Below are 20,635 nucleotides of genomic sequence, written 5' to 3'. Positions count from 1 at the left end.
GGATGAACCATGAACAACATGAACAACATGAACAACATGAACAACATGAACAACATGAACAACATGATGCAAAATGTCAGATACGAAGATCAAAATACACCATATGAGCAACTGCTCAGAGCGGAACAATTAATGGCCAGCTATCAGCAGTTGCTCACTGCGTTTATTGAGCAACTCCAAGCCCTAAAAATAGAGTATCTGACTTCGACTCACACCCCTGACTCAGAAACAGAAGGGCTAACTAAATATCTCGCTCAGACAGTGATTTTTAACACCCGTCTACGTGCCTATCCTGCGGTGATCGTGATGTGTAAAAGCAACGATGATGTCGTCCAGGCTTACCAACATGCGATTGCGTTAAACCTACCCATTCGAGTGCGATCGGGTGGGCACGATCACGAAGGCGAGTGCACAGGCAACGATGTGATATTGCTAGATTTGAGTGGGTTAAAGAAATTGTGCGTAGAGGGTGATGAAAAGTCTGGTTTTATTGCTCACATTGGATCTGGCTATCGTTTCTATCAGTTAGTACCTAAACTTGCAGCTCATTCACCTCCAATCACCATTCCCCACGGCACTTGCGCAACCGTTGGTTTAGCTGGTTACATCCAAGGGGGCGGCTGGGGGCCATGGACACGCCGCCATGGAATGTGCTGCGAATCCCTTATCGGCGCTAAAGTGCTTGTAGAAAATGGCAGCATCTTAGAGGTTAATGAACAATCTCACGGCGATTTGCTCTGGGCACTGCGTGGTGGCGGGGCATTCAGCTATGGTATCGTGCTAGAGTTTTCAGTTAAGGCTTTTGTCATCCCTAACGAAATCCACCGATTTGAGATTCATTGGAACGACGATGACACAGATTCAACCGAGGAAACGACCTACGAAGTTCTATCATATTGGGAAAAGGCCATTAATGACCCCAGCACAATAGGCTTAGTTGGCACAAATTTAAAAATCGATGCGATTGCCAAGACAGATACAAATGCTCAAATACTGATTAATAGACTAAAACACCCTTGTACCATGTATGGTTACTGGGAAGGCGACCCACAATCCCTCAGTCAATTTACAAACAAATATTTTCCCAGCAGCAAGCACCGCATTACTGGCACTGATACACCCAAATCTTATTCACCTTCTTTAATGGGAAATTGGGCACGTAAATCACTCGGTGGTAAACTCAACACCTCTTTAAAAGACGCTCATGAACCATTTAAACCTGACTATGATGAACCCGCACCCCATAAAATCACCTCAAAAGTAGTGAGCGAGCAAGGGCTTGAGGATCTTGGTAGAACACAGCTATTAAAATCCCTCACCTCATCGCTACTTTTTGAAAAAAATCAAGAGTTAGGGCTATTTAGTTATGTGACGCTTGGTGCGATAAACGGCCCATTCTATGCCGACGAAGATTCAGCCAAAGCCAGTGAACGAATGGCATTCCCGTACGCAACATCACAGTACACCATTCAATATCAAACATGGTGGAATGAGTGCTTCAACCAAAAAGCGCTAGGACAAAACAATGCCGTTTTCAACTACGTTAATCGTGCTTTAGATTGGATGGAAGTTTGCCGCGATAGCGAAATTAATGGCACCAAAGGCGCATTTATTAGCTTCAAAGACAGCTCGATTCCTACTAAAACCTACTTCTTAGACCATTATGAAAAGTTGATCAATATAAAGCAAAAGTACAATCGCCAACCATCGAATCAAAATAGCGATCTTCCAGGCACCGCCTATAACCACTATAGAACCCGAAAAACGATCATCTAGTTCAACGGCTTAGTCACTATTGTTGACATCAAAAATCAACCCATGCAGTCATTGCATCTGACTCGCATGGGTTATTCAGTAACGTCTCATCACTCTGCGGATCAACTCGGCACCAAAGCCATATCAATTCGGATATTCACAAGCGTCGCATCCGTTTAATGTTTACGACTAGATGTCATGCGCTAACTGAGCTTATAACGCGTCCAAACTTGCGAGCGCCAACGCCTTGCCATGATAAGACCACGGAACCACTCGTCGAGGGCAATCGCCATCCATGCACCGAATACGCCATAGCCCCAGTGAATACCAAGCAGATATGAAAACACCACGCCTAAGCCCCACATGCTCAAAATGCCCATTTGCACTGGGAACTTGATGTCTCCTGCCCCTTTGAGCGCCGAGATGAAAATCAGGTTAAACACACGCCCCGCTTCCAACACAATGGAGCCCATAACTAGGGAACCCGCCAACAAGAGGATCTCCGGCTGCTGAGTGAACAGAGTTAAGATCGCATCGCGCATAACGTAGATGATGCTCGCCACCGTGACCGAAGAGGCAAAGCCAACCAAAAAGTAGATTTGCACCCGTTTGGTGATGATCTCTACCCAGCCTTTACCAATGTAGTAACCGGTTTGAATTTGCGTTGCTTGGCCAATGGCTAAGGCAAACGCAAAAGAGAAACGTGCGATGTTCTGCGCGTAGGTAAACGCCGCAAGAGACGAAGTGCCCATCTGCACCACAAAATAGACGATGGTGATTTGCGCCATATTGTACGAAAGCACTTCCCCTGCGTTCATGCCGCCGATTTTGAGGATTTTCTTATAGACCGCTTTGGGCACTTGCGCGAGGGAACGCATCGGCAAGGCGATGGAACTGCGCCACAGCAGCACGCCCAGAATCGTTGTGCCGATCACCTGGCTGGCTACCGTTGCAATCGCCACGCCTTGCACGCCATACACGGGCAAACCAAACGGCTGATAGAGCGCAATGTAGTTACCGATGATATTGAGCACGCCGCTGATGAGGTTAACCGTCATGGGCGAACGCGAATAACCGTGGCTGCGCAAAATGGTGGTGAACACAATGCCAATGGTGACGTTAAAGGTCATCGCCCCGCTGATGAGCAGGTATTCTTGCGCGTATTGTTCCACCTGAGCTTCCAAGCCGTAGTAAGGGAGCAAATGCATCGCACCGAGCACCGCCAACACGCTGAGCATCACGCCGATGACGCTGGAAAGCGCAATACTCGCCACCCCTACATGGGTGGAATCTTGATCGCGCCCAGCTCCGTTGTATTGAGCAATCAGGATCCCAGTGCCACTGCTAACAAAGGTAGAGACAATGATGAGGAAGAATGTCAGTTGGGTGATCACGCCCACCGCGGAAACCGCTTTGTCTGAATAACCAGAAAGCATGAATACGTCGCTAGTGCCAAGCGCTGTCCGTAGCAAAATTTCCACTAATATCGGCCACGCGAGCGTCACGATAGACATGCGTTGGTTGATATTTTGGGTTTTAGCCATGTTGTTGACCTTAAGGTTGAAAATACACTGTCAGTAAAACAAAAACTGCTCCACAAAAAGGATGCGGAGCAGTCAAAAATGATGATTTGAAATGTGTGCCTTATTGTATAGGAACCGCGCACAAAGGCACACAAATTTTATGGTTGAGTGGCATTACGCTTGCCACTCAAAACGCAAGGTTTTCAGCTCGGCTCCTTTCTTCACAAATTGGGTGTCGATTCGATAAATCCCCGCTTGTAAAAGGATGGCGATGCCCTCGATTTCAACGGTTTTTCCCTCGGTGCCATTGGTAGGCAGCGACATAGCAAATTCACCGTTGATGCTCACACTGCAAGAGGATTGCGCCAATGGCTCGCGATCATAGGCCATTTCGGCAAAACAGAGATAATGCCCTGCTTGCGCTGCTTCCACCCAGAGTTCGCAATGGTTTTGGCTGTTCACCACCATGCGCTGCGTTACCGGTAACAGCAGAGCGGCATCGGGCAATGCGTCCGCTAGCGGCGCAAAAGGTTTCACCGCCTGATACGCCTGCAGCGGTCTATTCATAACTGGCGCTTGCAAAATAAAGCGGCAGATGTTCATCGCGCTGCGCTGCAACTCGCCCAAGGTTAACTCACCTCGGTCTAACGCCTGCAACGTATCATCTTCCATCGGGTTGCGCTCGGCGGCATCGTTTTCCACCACCATGTAGAGATCGTTTTGCGCTCGCAGCATATAGCCAGTAAAGCGCTTACTCTCTTCCCCCCCATCCACGGGGTGATTCATTTTCGCCCACCAGTCGGTCATCACGATGCCGGTGTAACCCCATTCACCACGCAAAATGGTGGTGTTGAGATCGTAGTTGGACGCCGCCCAATGGCCGTTGACCGGATTGTAGGAAGTCATGATGGTGGAAGCCTGACCATACTTCACCGCCATTTCAAACGGCTTGATGTGGATTTCACGCAGCGCGCGCTGCGACATCACGCTATCTACATCCACTCGTGCGGTTTCTTGATCGTTGGCCGCAAAGTGTTTGATGGTGCCGGAAACACCCGCTTGTTTTAAGCCTGTGGTTTGCGCAGCCGCAATCCAACCGGTTAACAGTGGGTCTTCCGAAAAATATTCGAAATTACGGCCATTGAGTGGATGGCGATGAATGTTGATACCCGGGCCGAGCAAGGTGTCGATTTGGTAGGCTTGCAACTCTTGGCCCAGCAAATAATACAACTGCTGATTGAGCTCGGTGTTCCACGTGCATGCGAGCAGTGTGCCAATCGGCACTTGGGTCGCTTGATGGCCACTGTCCATACGAATGCCCGATGGGCCATCGGCCGCCGCGGCCACCGGAATACCAAACTCAAACAGTGAAGTGCATACCCCACCAAACGCCGCGGCGGTACCCGGCGTCACTTTCGGGCTGCACATGCCTTCACCACGCACCAGAATGGCCAGTTGTTCAGCTGTGAGTTGGGCAACAAACGCTTCTAGGCTGGCGCGGCCTTGGGCGACATCGGCCAGCTTAATGCCTTGATCGCCCGTGAACGCATAGGTTGGCGGTAAGTTGGCTTCAATTCGCTGCGCCAGATCCACCGTACGCTGTGGCACAGGCTGATAGCGGGGTTGATAGACGCCATTGGCGTGGCGCTCGGCAGGCACAAGACGCTCAAACTGACGGGTTGGCGCGCAGGCTTCACTGAGCGTTTCCAGTGAGGTGGTGTGCTCAACCCACCATGTCGCGTCGATTTTCTGCGCTTGGCGCACGCTGCCGCCAAAGTAGAAATGATACTGCCCTGCTTCAAGCACATAACTGTTTGGGTAGCCACTCGCGCCGCTATCATCAAACGACGCCAGCAAAGCCACCGGTACACTGATGCGCACCACTTCGCTGCCGTTTGGCGCTAGTTCGCTGGTTTTTGCAAATCCACACAGCGCTCTGGCCGGTTTGCCAAGTTGGCCTTGAGGCGCTTCAACATACAGCTGCACCACTTCTTTGCTGCTAAATTGCTGGCCGATGTTGCGCACTTCAATCTCAAAATAGAGCGACTTGGCATTGGTGAGATCGCCGCCAGCGTCGACCACGTCACTCGAGCACTGCAGCAAACGGTGCTCAAATTGGCTGTAGGATAAGCCCGCACCAAATTCAAACTGCACTACTTCTGGGGCAAAGGTTTCAAAGTAGCGATAGCCAACGTAAATATCTTCCGCATAGAGATTGAAATCTTTGCGGCCAAAATGGGCAGATGAAGGGTAATCTTGCAAACGATTGGCGATGGTATCGGTCAAACGGCCACTGGGTGAGACAGCCCCAGACAGCACATCGGCCAGCGCATGACCGCCTTCCATTCCCGCCGCCCAACTGTAGAGCACCGCTTTGATCGCGTGATGGTTTTCAAGGCGAGTTAACCACGACATATCGATAATGTTGGTGACGTTCATCACCACGATCACACAGGAGAAATGGCGGCATACTTTGGTTAGCATGTCCGTTTCCAATTCCGTTAAGCGGTAGCTGCCTGCTTCATCGGCGTAATCTTTGTCTTCACCGGCGGTGCGGCCAATAAACACCAGCGCTTTGTCTGACTGCGACGCAGCCTGCGCCACCACCTCGTCGGTCAGTGGCATTTCATGTTGAAACCAAGGCTCTGCCGCCCAGCCACCGCCGCCATCATCAAACGGATGGTGGGCTAGCCAATCTTGATACAGGGCGACTAACGAAGTATTGAGTTGAATAGTGGGGTTGGCTTGCAAACCTTGCAATGCAGTCACCGCATAAGGCACGTTCACCGCGCCGCCAGAACCCGTGCCGCTGCGATAGGTATCTATCTGACAACGGCCAAACAAAGAGAGCACCTGCGATGGCTGAATCGGCAGTGCTTGGTCATCATTTTTCAGCAGGACAATGCCTTCTGCCGCGGCTTGTCGGCTCACTGACACCAGTGCTTGCTGCGCTTTTTCTATCGCTGGATTTCTCATCGCTTTATTAACCTCTTCTTGCCTTATCTTGGCCTTATTTTTGCCTGCGGCATTCTCATTGATGGAGCTTCAGTGTAAGCTTGCCAAATGCGCAATTCTACCAATATACCGACAAATAAAAGGAAAATAGCGACATGAGCATCACCTATCAGTTGCACCATCATCTTCGCTATCCCCACTTCAAATTTGCTTACGTTGATGGCCACCACCACAGCGATTTTGGCCTGCATAAACACGATTTTTCTGAGCTGTTCTTGGTGGTGAGTGGCAAAGGCAACCACCTTGTTGCTTCTCATGTCTATCCGCTCACTGCTGGGGATGTGTTTGTGATCAACGGCGATATTGAGCACGCTTTTCAGGATGTCGATCAGTTAATCATCATCAATTTGATGTTTGAAGCAGGCACGCCCTTTTTCGAAACGCCTTCATTGAGAATGCTTTCTGGCTATCAGGCGATGTTCAAGGTCGAGCCGATTGCTCGCCAAACCGGTGAATATCGCGCCAAGCTCACGCTCGATGGCGAGCAACTGCCGCAAATTGCCCAGTTGATTGAAGCGATTCACCGTGAGTATCAGAACGGGGAAAGCGGCTTTGAAACCATGCTCACCAGTTTGATGCAGCAATTGGTGATTACTCTGGCGCGTATGTATCAGCAGCAAACGCACGATCTGCCGAAAACCACACTGGCACTGAGCCGCGCGCTGATTTTTATTGAGCAGCATTTTGCCGATGGCAGCATTCACAGCGGAGAAATTGCCCAAGCGGCGTTTGTCAGCCAGCGACAACTCGAGCGGCTGTTTAAGCAGTTTCTCAACACCTCGCCTAACCTTTATTTGCGTGAAATGCAGCTCAATTACGGGCGCGATCTCTTGAGTAACGAACCTGGTATGTCAATTCAGCAAGTATCGGAGCAGTGTGGGTTCAGTGACAGCAACTATTTTTCCAAACGCTTTAAACAGAAGTTTGGTCAAAGCCCACGCCAATACGTGGCGCAACAAAAATGAAAAAAAGCCGCTCGGTTGAGCGGCGTGATGAATGGCAGTGGTTTGCATTCATGCAACAAAAACAAGTTCCCCCGTGTCGTCGACTTGCTTGTCGCAAAATGGGCGTGGCGTTCCCCAACGATCTCACGCCCTACTAGGTAATCTCTCCCATTACCTCGTGTGGTTTACCACCACATGTCTGCTTGAATACCCACTAGAAGGTCCGCTTTGTCACGCGCAGAACCGTCGAGGTACGTAGCGAGGAAACGAATCTCCGGCGCAGGGCCAAAGCCGGTTGGGACGATAATGGTTGGTGCAACCGTCAGTTTGTAGTTGGTCGCATCGTCACCCACGCCGTTTGCGTCTTCCCACTTGTTGTACTGATAACCCGCTTCTGTCGCGATGAAGAAGTTCTTTGAAACCGGGAAAGAAGGACGAATCATCGCCGATGCCCAGCTGTCTTTGCCACCGTTATCCAGATCATTATATTGACCTTGAATCGAATGGAAGATGCTCACGCCATTTTCAAAGAAGTAACCACCCCAGACCAGTGCTCGAGCAGAAATATCGCCACTTTCGACTTTTTTCATGTTGGCCGGACCTTCCAACGCGCCATTGCCCGGTTTCCATGCGTTGTAAGTGGTGAGCGTGCCGCCAAGTAGCTGACCAGAGCCAAGGCCTTTACCTGCTTGCGCGATGTACTTAGTAAAGCCTTTGTCTGACAGGCCAAACACACTATCTGTATGGACGATGGCCGTCATTTCCATACCATTACTCGCGTACTCTTTACCATCGACCATGTTATCTGGTAAATATTTCGCCATGGCATGCAATTCAACGCCATCTAAATCGACACCAACGTGAACAGAGTGCATTGGGTTGTTCGCATTCAGCGCCCACCACTCACCTTCGGCATTGTCACTGGCGATGTAAGCGAAATCCCATTTGTAACCACCAAGTTGAACACCTTCGATACCCGCTCCGGTGCCGGACATATCGGTATAGAAGAAGTCGGTCATGAAGATGTAGTTGTCTTTACCGTAGAAGCGCGTACCGCCCCAAAGCGTGCCCGTTTCGGTCACACCATCAAACTCAACGAAGGTTTCCACCATACCGATGCTGCTGTTCGCCGCATCGGCGTTAGTGCCAAGTTGGTTGTTGCCGGCTGACTGTGCGTTATCGGCACCGACGCGGGTTTTGATGCGGATTTTTTGCCCGTCATCGTTTTCAAAATTTTTCTGTAGCGCAAGCTCAAAGTGGTTATCCGATTCAATACCTAAGCGACCTAGACGTTCTTTCGATGCTGGGAATTTCGCACGTTTGAAATCGTCGTTTTCGCTGTAAAGCGCACCAGCACGGAAATAACCGTGGAACTCAAAACCATCGGATTTTTCAGCGTGAACCATCGGTGTAGCGGATAAACCTGCCGTCGCGACTAGACAAGCAAGGGTAAGCTTAGAAAGTTTCATATTAACTCCATGTTCCATCATCAGCCCTTAAAGAAAGCGCTTTCTTTGTTATGTATAAAAAAACTGAACATATATAAAAAGATGCAGACCAACACTCCACATCTATTTCATCAAGCAAGGCTAATAAAATAAGGCCTTAAAGGCTTTGTTCAGTGCAGGTAAAGTATAAAAGGATCCTCTGCCGTAAAACCGTGATCGTCCCCACTAAAGAAAGCGCTTTCTCGGACATTTATCACAAATTGCTATTTCACTAATCAATCAATGAAGAAAAGATTTCTCTCGGCTTATCATAGTGAAAAACGAAAAAGCTCGTGATTTTCACCACGAGCTTTTTGATACACGCCAATTAGCGCTTTTCGAAACGAATGTTGTCCAAACTGAACGTCATCGCGGCTGTCGGCTCAAACACCAATAAATTATTGATTATACTCGGATCTGCTTTGTTGCCAGCCGCAAAGCGGTTGGACTGCGCCAGCAAATCCGCCAGCTTAATACGCACTTCGCCCCACTGACCCGTCGGTGGTAGTGCCACCGTCATATCACTGGTTTTTGGCCAGCCGCTGTCGATTTTCACCATCAACTCACTGCCATCGGTCATCGACTCCACCTTGATATCAAAGATCAACTCACCACTCTCTAACCAATGGCTCACATCGGTGGTGGGTGAGCGGAAATAGAGGTTGCCTGCGCCATTTTGTTTGGTGATCTTCAACACTTGACCGTGTTCGCCATCGGCCACTTCTTGGTGAGACACGATATCCATTGGATCATAGCTGCCGTAGGCCAAGTTACTGTTGAGACTATCGGAGAAAATATCCAACATTGGCCCATCGGCGTAGCTATCGTCTTGCGCCAAAATCGCTGGGGCTTTATGCCCTTTGACCTTCACCGCTTGCTCACCGATGCTCGCACAACCTTTGCCTTTCCAGCGATCAACCGAGCAGCGATACACCTTCACGTAATCCACCAGCATGGTTTTGGGGAAGTCCGACTTGTCCACGCCTTTCTCATTCGCATTGGCCGCCCAAGAGCCGCCCACGGCAAGGTTGAGCAGCAAATGAAAACGCTCATCAAACGGTGCTGCGCCTTTGGCGTTGACCAAAGAACCATCGACTTTGTATTGGCTGTACCACTCATCTTGAGTTTGTGTGGCGTAGTGAATGTTGTCGACGTACCAACGAATTTCCCCTTCTTCCCACTCAATCGCATAGGTGTGGAAGTCATCTGCTGGGTTGATATTGTTCGGCAGCGAAGCGCCTTGACCACTGTAGACATTGTCTGGCCACGTTTTGCCATAGTGCAGGCTGCCGTAAATGCGATTTTCAGCATCACCCGCTTGCGCTCCCGGCGCATCGGATTGTGCTTTTAAGTTAACCGCTTCCATAATGTCGATTTCACCAGAGGCCGCCCAAGTGCCATATTTGTTATCGGTCGGCAGCATCCAAATTGCTGGCCAAGTTCCCTGACCAGATGGCAGTTTGGCGCGAATTTCAAAGCGGCCATATTTGTGGTCACGCCTGTCTTTAGAGCGCAGACGTGCCGAGGTAAACGGCAAAGTTTTGTTCATCCCCGGTTTACCATCGGCATCATCCGGGCCAGTGAAACTCTCTTTGTGCGCCACAATGTGCAAGTAGCCATCTTGCACAAAAGCATTGCGACTGCGCTTGGTATAACACTGCTGCTCGTTGTTGCCACCACCCCAACAGTTTTGTTCAAGGCTCCAATTGCGTTTGTTGATTTCACTCCCATCAAACTCATCCGCCCATACCAGCTGCCACTTTGCGCTCGGTGTCGTAGGTTTATCTTGTAGCATCACTGGCTTTTTAGTTTGAACAAAATCGGTACCGGAAGCGCTCTCACTCGAACCTGTTTGGCTACAACCCGCTAGCAAACCGATTGAAATGGCAATGGCGATTTGATGGCACTGAAAATATTTGTTTTTTCTCATGTTTTATCCCTCAAGAGTATTTCATCATGCTAATTCGTCTAATGTGCACGTTTATCCCTTACACAAAGAAAGCGCTTTCTTTGTGCGAGAAAAAATGTGGGCACGTGACGGCCCACAAGAAACGCCCCCAAGAGGAGACTCAGCCACTATCTTACTGTTTCCGAGATGGTCAAAACTGTGATGACAACAATAAAAGAAAGCGCTTTCAATTGAAGTAAATCACGGTTCATCCGGAAAATCGATACCTGAATGGCTTTTCTGATACCATATCGCCAAAAATAGCCAGTTAATGTCAACTTCACTTCTTTACCATCGCTTTGGAATACGCGGCCCTTTCCATTATTGCTCTACAGAGTTTGATGGTGACGCGACCATCTTTCACGTAGCACACAATCCTCATATTAAATGTCCATCATGTCGTAGTCGTGATGTCATAAAAAAAAGGAGGTAAGGTTCGCCGTTTCATCGCTACGCCAATCGGCACTAGCCCCTGTTACATCCAGATAGCAAACCAGCGGATTGAATGCCGAGCTTGTAATACACTCGGGTATTTGCCGCTTAACTTTGTTCCTCGTCCCAAAGTGCGTTACACAAAGGGCTTTGAACAGTATGTTCTCTCGCTGTCAGCATTGAACGTCACCATCAATGCCATTGCCAAGCTATGTGGTGTCTGTTGGGATACAGTGAAAGATATTCAGAAGCATTACCTGCAAAAGCGATACTCTCAACCTTGTCTTAAAAACGTCACTCACATTGGAATTGATGAGATTTACTGTGGCTCAAAAAGTGGCTTCATGACGGTTGTGATTGATATGAAGACAAGTGCCGTCATTTATACAGAGAAAGGAAAGAAGGCCGAAAGCCTTGACGGTTTTTGGAAACGGAAGCTGCGTTGTAAAAAGCCGATTGAAGCCGTCGCCACCGATATGGGACAGGCATACATCTCTTCGGTAAAACAGCACGCCCCGAAGGCGAAGTTGGTCATTGACCGTTTCCACGTGGTGAAGCGTTTTAATGAAAAGCTGACAGAGTTCAGGCGTGAACTACAAAATTCGATGAGTAACAAAAATGACGCTCAATACCTTAAGAATACTCGTTGGTTATTGGTAAGTAATCCCGATAGGTTAGATGAGCAAGGCCAAGCGAGATTGGAGCGAGCACTCGCAGCCAATCAGCCCTTAGCGGTGGTTTATTATTTAAAAGAGAAGTTAAGAATGCTGTGGTCGCAGCCATCAAAGATAGAGGGTGAGAGATGGCTAGAAAGCTGGATAGATGAAGCGAACCACTCAGGCATTGTGATGCTAGAGAAGTTTACTAAGACCCTGAGGAAGCATAAGGATGGGATATTGGCATTTTATGATGAAAGGATGAATAGTGGTCGAGTAGAGGGTGTGAACAACCGAATAAAGACGCTGAACAAAGTCGCCTATGGGTATCGTGATTGGGAATTTTTTGAGTTAAAAATCAAAGCCAGTCATGAGGCGAAGTATCGATTTTCCGGATGAACCTAAATCACAGTTCTATCGATTTTTATCCCTTAGGCAAACCAACACACTCCGAAATCATAAAACATAGTCACTTATCGCGTCCTACAATGGCCTTGGCGTTAAGCGCTAGTAAAAGTAGATATTGTCTAAATAGACGCTATCACTGGTTGATCCCCAAAGTGCCATACCTAACTGCTGCATCTTACTTTGATCGAAGCTGGCGTTATTACCATCGGCTGCTGTAAAAGGCAGCTCAACCGACAGCCACTTTCCCGTCTCTAGACTATCTAACGTATAGATAAGTGGTCCGCCAGATGAGAGTAACTGAAACTGTACTTTGTTGATGCCAGAGGTGAGATAAAGGTCAAGATGCATGCCGGATTTGTTACTCGCATCAACAGGGCGTTCAATACCATACTGTATTCCTGTCACACCACCACTGACGCCATCAGGTGTTGGTGTAAATTTCGCGCTCTGGTTGCCCAAAATATTAACCAATTCATGCTTGGGTGCATTCCACCAGTTATCTGACCAATAGGTTATCCATGAATCACTCGTTAATGCATCACTAAACAGCGAGATCACTGCTTTGCTGTCAACATTTGGTACTGGTGCTGGCGTTGTAGGACCAGGCTTCAGAGGCTCAAGGGAAATCGTTGTTTGAAGCGAGTTATCTAGTGTTGTCAACCATTGAGCCACACCATACCCCTCTGCCGTGGCTTTGACCTTTTGCTTGCCTTTTGACAGTTGCAAACTGGCAACACCACTGGCATTGGTGCTCTGTTTGTATGCGGTGTCATATTCACCATCTTGACCGACAAAAACCGTTGCGTTTTGCAAAGGTTGCCCTTTTTCATTTTTGACAGTCACGGCCAACTGGTGTTGCTCTGCGCTGCCAGAGAAATAGAAATCATCGACAAAGAGCGCTTTTCCTGCCGCCCCCCACATCTGAATACCAGCCATTTGCATCTGTTTGGTGTTCAGGGCATTGGGATCATTGGCCAGCATACTGGACATCGGAATCGCATAGCTAACCCACTGGTTAGTAAAGGGATTGGTAATTTCGTAGCTTGCCGAGCCATCGGTAGAAACGAGCTGTAAAGAGATACGATCGATGCCAGATTCGGCATACAGGTCAATATTCCAGACATCATGTTTGGACACATCGACACTGCCATACTCAATACCATACTGAATGCCTACAACACCGCCATTGCTTCCCGCCCCTGCGATTTCATAACGACTGTAGTGGTTGCCCTCGATAACGCCGGATGAGTAAATTGGCGCATTCCACCAGTTCTCATTCCACAACGAGACAAACTTATCCTCTTGCAGTGAATCACTGAAAATAGAGAACGCCTGTGAGTCGGTCACATTGGGCACGGGTGCAGGACCGGTTGGTTCGCTGAGTTGTACCTCTTTATGAATGAAGGAGAGGTTGCTCAGCATCACGCTGCTGTTTTGATCCGAGAGAAAAACAAGACCAAACCAACTCAAATCCGCCACTGAGGGAATTGGCACTTCAAATTTGAGCCAACCATTGCCGATCGCCTCTCCATCGCTCATTGGATAGGTGATTTTCTGTTCAGGAATGCTAAACCCGTTAACCACCACTTCCACCTGAGTGAAACCGCTTGGCTTGAGGTAGAACTGCGCATAGTTGTAAGCTCGCGCATCAATGGCGTTAGCTTGCTCATTTCCCCAAGCGATTGCGGCGCCAAATCCCCAGTTCGTGCCACTGGATATCTTAAGAGCACGAGTGAAGGTTGCATCGTTACTAATATTTTCTACATTAGCACCGGATCCCCAAGTATCACCCCAAAATTGCATGTAGTGGGAATCTTCATAGTCGGAGTGAAACAGATACAAATCGGATCCACCCACAATGGCCTCTTTTTCCAAATCAAGATTGACCGACTGATCGCTATCGGCCAACGTGACATTCAGTTGGCCAGCTTGAAAACCTGTTGGAGCAGAGGCGATTTGATAACGACCGCTTTCTAACTGAAACTGCGCTCTTCCCTGTGCATCGGTGGTGCGGCGATAGTTTTTTTGCGTTTCAGATGTGACGATCACCTCTGCATTGCCGATCGGTTGTTGATCATTGGCATTACGAATGGCTACGGTTAACTGGTTTAAAGACGGCAGATTTGTGTCTGGTGACGGTTTCGTACCTGAATCACCACCACATCCGGCCAGCAAGGTAGAGCAAAGCAATGCACCCAATATTGAAGGCATCTTTCTCATGAGATTATTTCCTTATATTAATCAATAGAGAGGTTGGATTTTCGGCGCCAAATCGCCAGTAATAGCAGCGCCGCAAAAGAGAAGAAGTGTGTTGCGCCTGCTGAAGAGGTATTACTTTCCCCGTTTGCGTTGTTTGGCTCAGTCACGGAAAAATACAGCTGTTTTGAGAAGGTTGAATCAAGGTCATCGATGTGTACGAGAGATAAACCGACCTGATATTGCCCCTTATCCATCGAGATTGGATCAAAGCGCAATTGCTTACCGTCGATAATTGGGTTGTGTAGCGATTGAGCCTGCCAGTAGAGGCTATAATTGTCGGCTTCGGCGGGATCCAGTTCGAGGTCGGCCAGCACCGTCACTTGCCCTGATGTTCGGCTGATCTCTGTGGTCGCAAGACCATTTTGATACATGCTTAATGAGGCATTAACCGCGGGTTGTTCTGGTTGGTTGGGCTCTTTACGAGGAGCCTCTTCGTTACAATAAAGTGACTGGCTTGTCTCACTCGTCTGGCAGTGTGCGATATAATCCACTTCCAAGGTTGCTTGCTGCAAGTTCGGATCAATAGCCCCACCCAGCATCCCCCCCATCGCGAGATTGATTAAGGCGAACATCGGTTCATGATATTGCTGACACTGACGAATATCTCGTGAAACCACCAAAGTTTGATCGATAAAGAAATCAATTTTCTCCTTTGTCCATTCAATCGAATAACGGTGCCAATCCAGTACATCGGCGGCACCATTTGGATAAGAATAACGGTATTCAGCACCACAGCCCTCGGCATTAAAGAAGTTGGTGATATAGCGATCAGGTTGGTGCGCATACCACTCCCAAACATCGATTTCCCCAGCCCCTCTTTGCGGCCATTGAGCACTGTCTCCATCGCCTTTTATCGGTTGCTCCGCAATGCGGTTCTCCAGCATCCAAAATGCAGGCCAAGTCCCTTTTTCTAGGTTATGAAAACGAATTCTTGCCTCAAGTTTTCCATACAGAAACTCGCGTTTGTCTTTCGAGTTAAGGCGTCCCGACGTCCAAGATTTGCTTTGGCCGCCGAGCGAGGGGCAATTGACTCTTTCCTTTCTCGCAATGATCTTAAGAGTCCCGTTGGAAACGTCGTAGTTCCTTTGATTGGAGTGATCATCGGCGGTATAGCATTGCACCTCGTTGTTGTAATTTGCCTGAGTTTGCGCCGTCCAGTTACTCCAATTCACCCCCTCTCCCTCGAAAGTATCAATCCACTGAACTTCCCAGCCCGCATACACAGTATTCGACAAAAGCAGGGCCAACAGGTAAAAAATACGGGGTGGTTTTCTCGCTTTCTCAACACAACCCTTTGGCTTTAAACGGGGTAAATACTTGATAGTTAACATAGATCTCCCTCCGATACGTTTTTGATCGGATACGAATAGTGTAAATAGGCTATGGTGGGGATAGCTTGCGATATCCCCGATTAAACAAGGTTGACTATTCAAGCCAAGAGATGTTTCTCACCTCGATATCACTGCGAGTTGGCGCGCTGCCACCCGACGTTTCATAGATATCAGCGATAGTAAATGGCGAGGTGACCTTAGTTAGATCAGCTGAGGAAAACTGAGAAAATTTGTTGAGATCAATGGTGTACTTGACCCAATCTTTACTCAGTGTGTAACCCTGTCCTGCATTAAAACGTACCCAATGGTTACTGCCGCCGCCCGCCGCGGTTTGAAAACCAAGGTAAAAACCAAATGTCGCAAGCTGGCTCTCACCGCCATCGAGGCCGCGGATCTCAAAGGTCATTTTACTGGAGGAAGAAAGATTGGTCGGATTGGCACTATTGCCAATGCCTGCGCCCCATCCCCAAACCGCCGCTAACGCCGGATCGGCCGCCACAGTCAAAACGCCAGTCTCATCATTGACACCAGCCCAAGCCGTAATGGGGTTGTCCCAACCATAGACACTGGCGCCCGAATAGACATTGTTGCCCAGCACTTTGAACTCTCCCTCGGCGGGTGGCGTGTCAATCGGCGCTTTAGGTGGTGCTAAAACCGCGTCCATTAAGGTTGCGAAATCCCCCGAGTAACTGGCTGTAAAGCCTGCTCCCGGGCAATCTCTGGTTAACCCCAGATTGTTTAGTGCACCAACTTGCTGCCAAAGCACATGCTTCACGGAACAATTGATATCAATAAGCCCAAAGTGCTTTTCCGAATGTGATGGGTTGTTGGCATCCCCTTTCCATGGCTCATCAAAAGCCTGAAAGAAAAACAGCGAGGCACCAAATTGATCACTCCAGTTGCGCATGTCGTCATAAAAACGCTTCTGTTTATACTCATCAGCCGCTTGTGTGCCTCCAACTCCCAACCCATCAGTCGAGATGGAGGACCAACCGGTTTCACCTAGGTGAATGGGCTTCATTGCATCAACACGATTGATGAAACTCTGCGCTACTTGTATCTGACCTAATGTATGTTGATAGGCACGATCCATGGCCGAGTCAATCTGCTCTTGCTTGGTAAGATTCTGCTCACTTTGCGGCACTTTCCACTGCTGTGAGAAGTCGGGATGATAGTGAGTATCATGCAACGCATAGGTATGCAGTGACACATAATCCACCGCTTTGATCAGGGCTTTCAACACCGCCTGTTCACTCTGATTGCCATTGGCATCTTGACCAGACCAAACCGCGTAATTGTCTGAAGAGGTAACCCAAATGTCCTTGGTCGATTCGCTGCCAAGCTTCCACTGTTGCAGATCTTCAACATGATTAAGGATGATTTGCGGTGTGACATGGTACGGCGCCCAATCCACCATGGCCTCGTTACCTACCGCCAATACTTTAACGATATCGGGATACTTGAGCGCAAGCTCCTTTGCTTTGGCGATTTCATCAAAATTCTTCGGATTGTCTTTGTCATGTTCAACAGTGAGATTGGTCCATGAGTTCAAAGCATCAATCCAAATGCCGAGCATGACATACATTTCAAAATTGGGGTCTTGCTGCTTGAGTTGGCTTATCGCCTCCAGCAGGTTTTCCGTGTTGGACTTACCGTCCGTGCCAATAAACCCTTGGGTGTTGTAAGTACGGATAACCTTAATGCCGAGTGCAGAGAGGATTTTCATATCTTCAATCTGCTGCGCAACACTCGGAACTTTATCCCCCGATTCACGCACATTTGACCGCCAAGCCCCATAAGAAATAGCCGGGTATTGAGGATTACCTAATAAGGCGTCGCCATTACGCGAGGTGGGTTGTTGAGTCGGTTTAGGTTGTGGCGCGAGCACGACGCTTCCACTGCCATCATTTGTTCCGGGATTACTGCTCAAGGCTTCATCGCCACAGCCGCTTAACAACAGTGTGCTAACCGCGAAAGCGAGGAGTTTCAAATTCTGTTTTTTCATCTCTGTTTCCTAACTCTTTGAGACGTCATCATCGATAGTGATCGTTGAATTAGGTCTGTGAAATCACACGCACAGACCGACCGATTAGTTTGCTGTTAAGCGGATGTTGTCGAAGTCGACGGCAACCGAGCAGCCCGCTACCGCACCGCATACGCCACCAAGGGTAAAGCCCAGACCCCACTCAGGATCGTTGCCAATATTGAAGGTAAAACTGTGCTCTACCCACTCATTGGTTGGCGCAGGTAAAGAGAGCACCTCTGTACCAGAAACGCCGGCAGGTGACTCTGTGTGAATCACACCATTGACCACACCACCATCGGTCACTTGCCCTTTCATGTTAAACGTGACCGTAACAGATTGATTTGCAACTAACGCCCCTTGACCAATACGCTGTTGTTTGATTCGAGCTTCTCCGCCGGAACCCGCAGATGTGCGAACGGAGCCATTAATCACGGAAACACTACCACCGCCCACTTGAAACCATGGGTCGAGTTTATCTGCCGCAAAGTCACCGTTAACCAGTAAGTTGCCGGTGTTGTCGACCGGTGGTAGGTCTGGATTTGGCAAATCGGGGTCTGTTGTTGGTGGCGTCACAACGGCGATAAGGCGTATGTCATCGAACTCGACTTTTGCCGTACAGCTATCTACCGCACCGCACACACCACCAAGCGTTAGGCCAAGACCCCATTCTGGATCGTTACCAATGTTGAACGTGAAACTGTGTTCCACCCATTCAGATGTCGGTGCAGGCAACGAGAGAACTTCAGTACCCGATACCCCTGCTGGCGATTCAGTGTGAACAATACCGTTAACCACGCCGCCATCGCTAAGCTCACCTTTCATCTTAAAAGTCACAGTGACAGATTGATTGGCCGTCAACTGACCAGCACCAATTCGCTGTTGCTTAATGCGCGCCTCGCCCCCTGAATACGCCGCTGTCTTCAACACACCATCAATCACTTCAACGCTGCCCGCTCCAACTTGATACCAAGGGTCAAGCTTGTTTGAGGAGAAATCGCCATTAATCAATAGATTAGCACCATCTTGTGTTGGTGGGAGTGGCGGATCAGTGGGATCTGAAGGCGACGTTGCACCGGTTGAGGAGAAGACCACGTTATCTACCAGATAGCTCGAACCAATACCCGAGCCCCATGCAGGGAAGATCATCAGCAAGTCAATGTTCGTTAGGTCTAATCCCGCACTGGCAAGATCATTGAGACTAAATTGGTAATGCTTCCACGTATTCAGTTCAGGTGCTTCAACCAAGCTCATTTCCACTGCCGTTGCTGCGTTCACAGACTCCACTTTAAATTTCCAATCCGTCGCGCCCGCATCATTGGTCAGTTTGAGGTCAAAAGAAACCGTTCCTTTGTCCTGCCAAGCACTCACGTCGATTGGTTGACCATCAACAGCACCGGCATCAGCGCGCGATGAAAAACCAACCACGGTGGGGCCGTTAATCACAAACTCCGTGACCTCACCATATTGGCTATCTGAGTCTGTGATAACGCTAGGTGTCGAGCCACCACAACAGTCCCACGCCACCCATTTGGGATTAGCTGCATCGTTAAATAGTGTGATTTGGGCAGGATCGGTGGGTAAATCCGGTTCATCGGGATTGGTTGTGCTATCGGCATCAACGAAAGTCATGTCATCCCAGTAGAACACCGTCCCAGTGCCCGGTTGGCCAAAATCGAAGAAAATGGACTTCTTATCGTAAACGACACTGGAATCCACAACGCCAGCGTGAGGAAGCGAGAAATCAAACGTCACTTTTTCCCAAGCGCCCGCAATCGTGGTTGTCGCCAGCGCTTCGACAAATTTTTCTCCGTCATTTTGGTCTTCAAGCTTGAGCAATACAGGTATGCTGCTCTCTTCAGAGTAGATCCACACGGAGACTTTTTGCCGATCGTCGGCAAACGGAATCGCTGCCAGATCGCCCAAGGTTGTCCCGGCCCACGTTTCAGCGCCGTCGGTTTTGGTGGTTTTGATGATTTGACTGCTCGACGATGCGGCGGCTAAAACCGCAGGATCGGCAACCCCCAACTGAGAGACCGAACCACCGAAATCCGTCACCGCTTGAGTGAGATCCAGTTTAAGTCCGCTGTCTGCATCGGGTCTTGGTGTCGGGTCAGGATCTGGTTGCGGCTCCGTCACGCCGTCGAGGATAAACTTAATATTATCAACGCGATATACCGCCCCTTCTCCTGTACCCCAAGCTGGATAAATCAAGAAGTTATCCACACTCGTCAGATCAAGCCCTAAGTTGGCCAAGTCCGCCACCGGGATGGCGACCTTTTGCCATGTGTTGACCTGAGGTGCGGTGATCGATACTTCCGCTTCTTCACTGCCTGCATTAATCGCCCCACCATTGCTTTCCAACTTGATAAACCAGTTGGTCGGGCCAGCAATCGGCGCGCTCATCAATTTGATATCAAATTCAACCGTCCCTTTGGCTTGATACGCACTAATATCGAGTGGCCCTGCAGTTTGAGAGCGAACAAAACCCAAAACGGCCGGTGTTGCTCCCACAGTAAACTCCGTCACAATGCCATAGTCCCCCAGCTCCACGGGATTGGTGGGTGTCGTACCACCACAACAATCCCATGCTGGCCAAGCACTATTAACTTGATCTTGAAAAATCACGAAGTCCGTACCTGGGTTCGTGGTTGGCGGATTTGTCGTTGGTGGTTCAGGGGTTGTCGGTGGATTCGTTAGGCTCTCTTCACCACATCCACTGATCAATAATGCTATCGCACTGGCCAACACAAGATTAGTCAGCCTGAAATGCTTTATTTCGTTGCTCATCCAAATGTCCTTAAAATATATCCATGATAATTTTGGTTGTGATCAATCGTCACTCATCGCTCAA

10 protein-coding genes and 1 pseudogene are annotated in these 20,635 nt (G+C 49.0%); 3 read left to right on the top strand and 8 right to left on the bottom strand.

What is annotated here, in order from left to right:
• Positions 1–9 precede the first annotated feature (9 nt).
• On the top strand, positions 10–1,776 hold the full coding sequence (locus I3X05_RS22475) for an FAD-binding oxidoreductase (RefSeq protein ID WP_226972235.1): 1,767 nt from the start codon (positions 10–12) through the stop codon (positions 1,774–1,776).
• Positions 1,777–1,958: 182 nt separating this feature from the next.
• Here the strand turns inward: I3X05_RS22475 and I3X05_RS22470 are convergent, their stop codons facing one another.
• Positions 1,959–3,299, bottom strand: coding sequence for an MATE family efflux transporter (locus tag I3X05_RS22470; RefSeq protein ID WP_337971282.1), 1,341 nt, complete (start codon positions 3,297–3,299; stop codon positions 1,959–1,961).
• A gap of 153 nt (positions 3,300–3,452) precedes the next feature.
• A complete protein-coding gene (locus I3X05_RS22465) occupies positions 3,453–6,254 on the bottom strand; it encodes a glycoside hydrolase family 3 protein (protein ID WP_337971281.1) in 2,802 nt (933 codons plus the stop codon).
• A 134-nt stretch (positions 6,255–6,388) separates the two neighbouring features.
• Between I3X05_RS22465 and I3X05_RS22460 the strand changes: the two genes are divergently transcribed.
• Complete coding sequence (locus I3X05_RS22460) at positions 6,389–7,258, top strand: helix-turn-helix domain-containing protein (protein ID WP_193166881.1); 870 nt, start codon at positions 6,389–6,391, stop codon at positions 7,256–7,258.
• A gap of 164 nt (positions 7,259–7,422) precedes the next feature.
• Here the strand turns inward: I3X05_RS22460 and I3X05_RS22455 are convergent, their stop codons facing one another.
• Together I3X05_RS22455 and I3X05_RS22450 are read right to left on the bottom strand one after the other, a co-directional pair.
• Entirely contained in the window at positions 7,423–8,706 is a 1,284-nt protein-coding gene (locus I3X05_RS22455) for a carbohydrate porin (RefSeq protein WP_039463197.1), read from the bottom strand.
• A 346-nt stretch (positions 8,707–9,052) separates the two neighbouring features.
• Positions 9,053–10,654 carry a glycoside hydrolase family 16 protein gene (locus I3X05_RS22450; protein WP_337971280.1) on the bottom strand — a complete coding sequence of 534 codons (1,602 nt, stop codon included), beginning with the start codon at positions 10,652–10,654 and terminating at the stop codon, positions 9,053–9,055.
• A gap of 461 nt (positions 10,655–11,115) precedes the next feature.
• Here I3X05_RS22450 and I3X05_RS22445 point away from each other — a divergent pair.
• Positions 11,116–12,159 (top strand): annotated as a pseudogene (locus I3X05_RS22445) (ISL3 family transposase); the annotation flags it as partial.
• Positions 12,160–12,267: 108 nt separating this feature from the next.
• Here the strand turns inward: I3X05_RS22445 and I3X05_RS22440 are convergent.
• The 4 genes from I3X05_RS22440 to I3X05_RS22425 all read right to left on the bottom strand — a co-directional run bounded on the left by I3X05_RS22440 (position 12,268) and on the right by I3X05_RS22425 (position 20,571).
• Positions 12,268–14,388 (bottom strand): carboxypeptidase-like regulatory domain-containing protein, encoded by a 2,121-nt coding sequence (locus I3X05_RS22440; protein ID WP_226972237.1) that lies wholly within the window; start codon positions 14,386–14,388, stop codon positions 12,268–12,270.
• Positions 14,389–14,405: 17 nt separating this feature from the next.
• Positions 14,406–15,758, bottom strand: coding sequence for a glycoside hydrolase family 16 protein (locus I3X05_RS22435; protein ID WP_337971279.1), 1,353 nt, complete (start codon positions 15,756–15,758; stop codon positions 14,406–14,408).
• A gap of 94 nt (positions 15,759–15,852) precedes the next feature.
• The gene (locus tag I3X05_RS22430; protein WP_337971278.1) at positions 15,853–17,763 is read right to left on the bottom strand and encodes a hypothetical protein; all 1,911 of its coding nucleotides are present in this window, start codon (positions 17,761–17,763) and stop codon (positions 15,853–15,855) included.
• Positions 17,764–17,847: 84 nt separating this feature from the next.
• On the bottom strand, positions 17,848–20,571 hold the full coding sequence (locus I3X05_RS22425; protein ID WP_193166877.1) for a carbohydrate binding domain-containing protein: 2,724 nt from the start codon (positions 20,569–20,571) through the stop codon (positions 17,848–17,850).
• Positions 20,572–20,635 lie beyond the last annotated feature (64 nt).

Source organism: Vibrio navarrensis, assembly GCF_015767675.1.
Lineage (GTDB): Bacteria > Pseudomonadota > Gammaproteobacteria > Enterobacterales > Vibrionaceae > Vibrio.
Note: the sequence above shows the minus strand (reverse complement) of the source record. Positions and strands in the feature narration are given on the sequence as shown.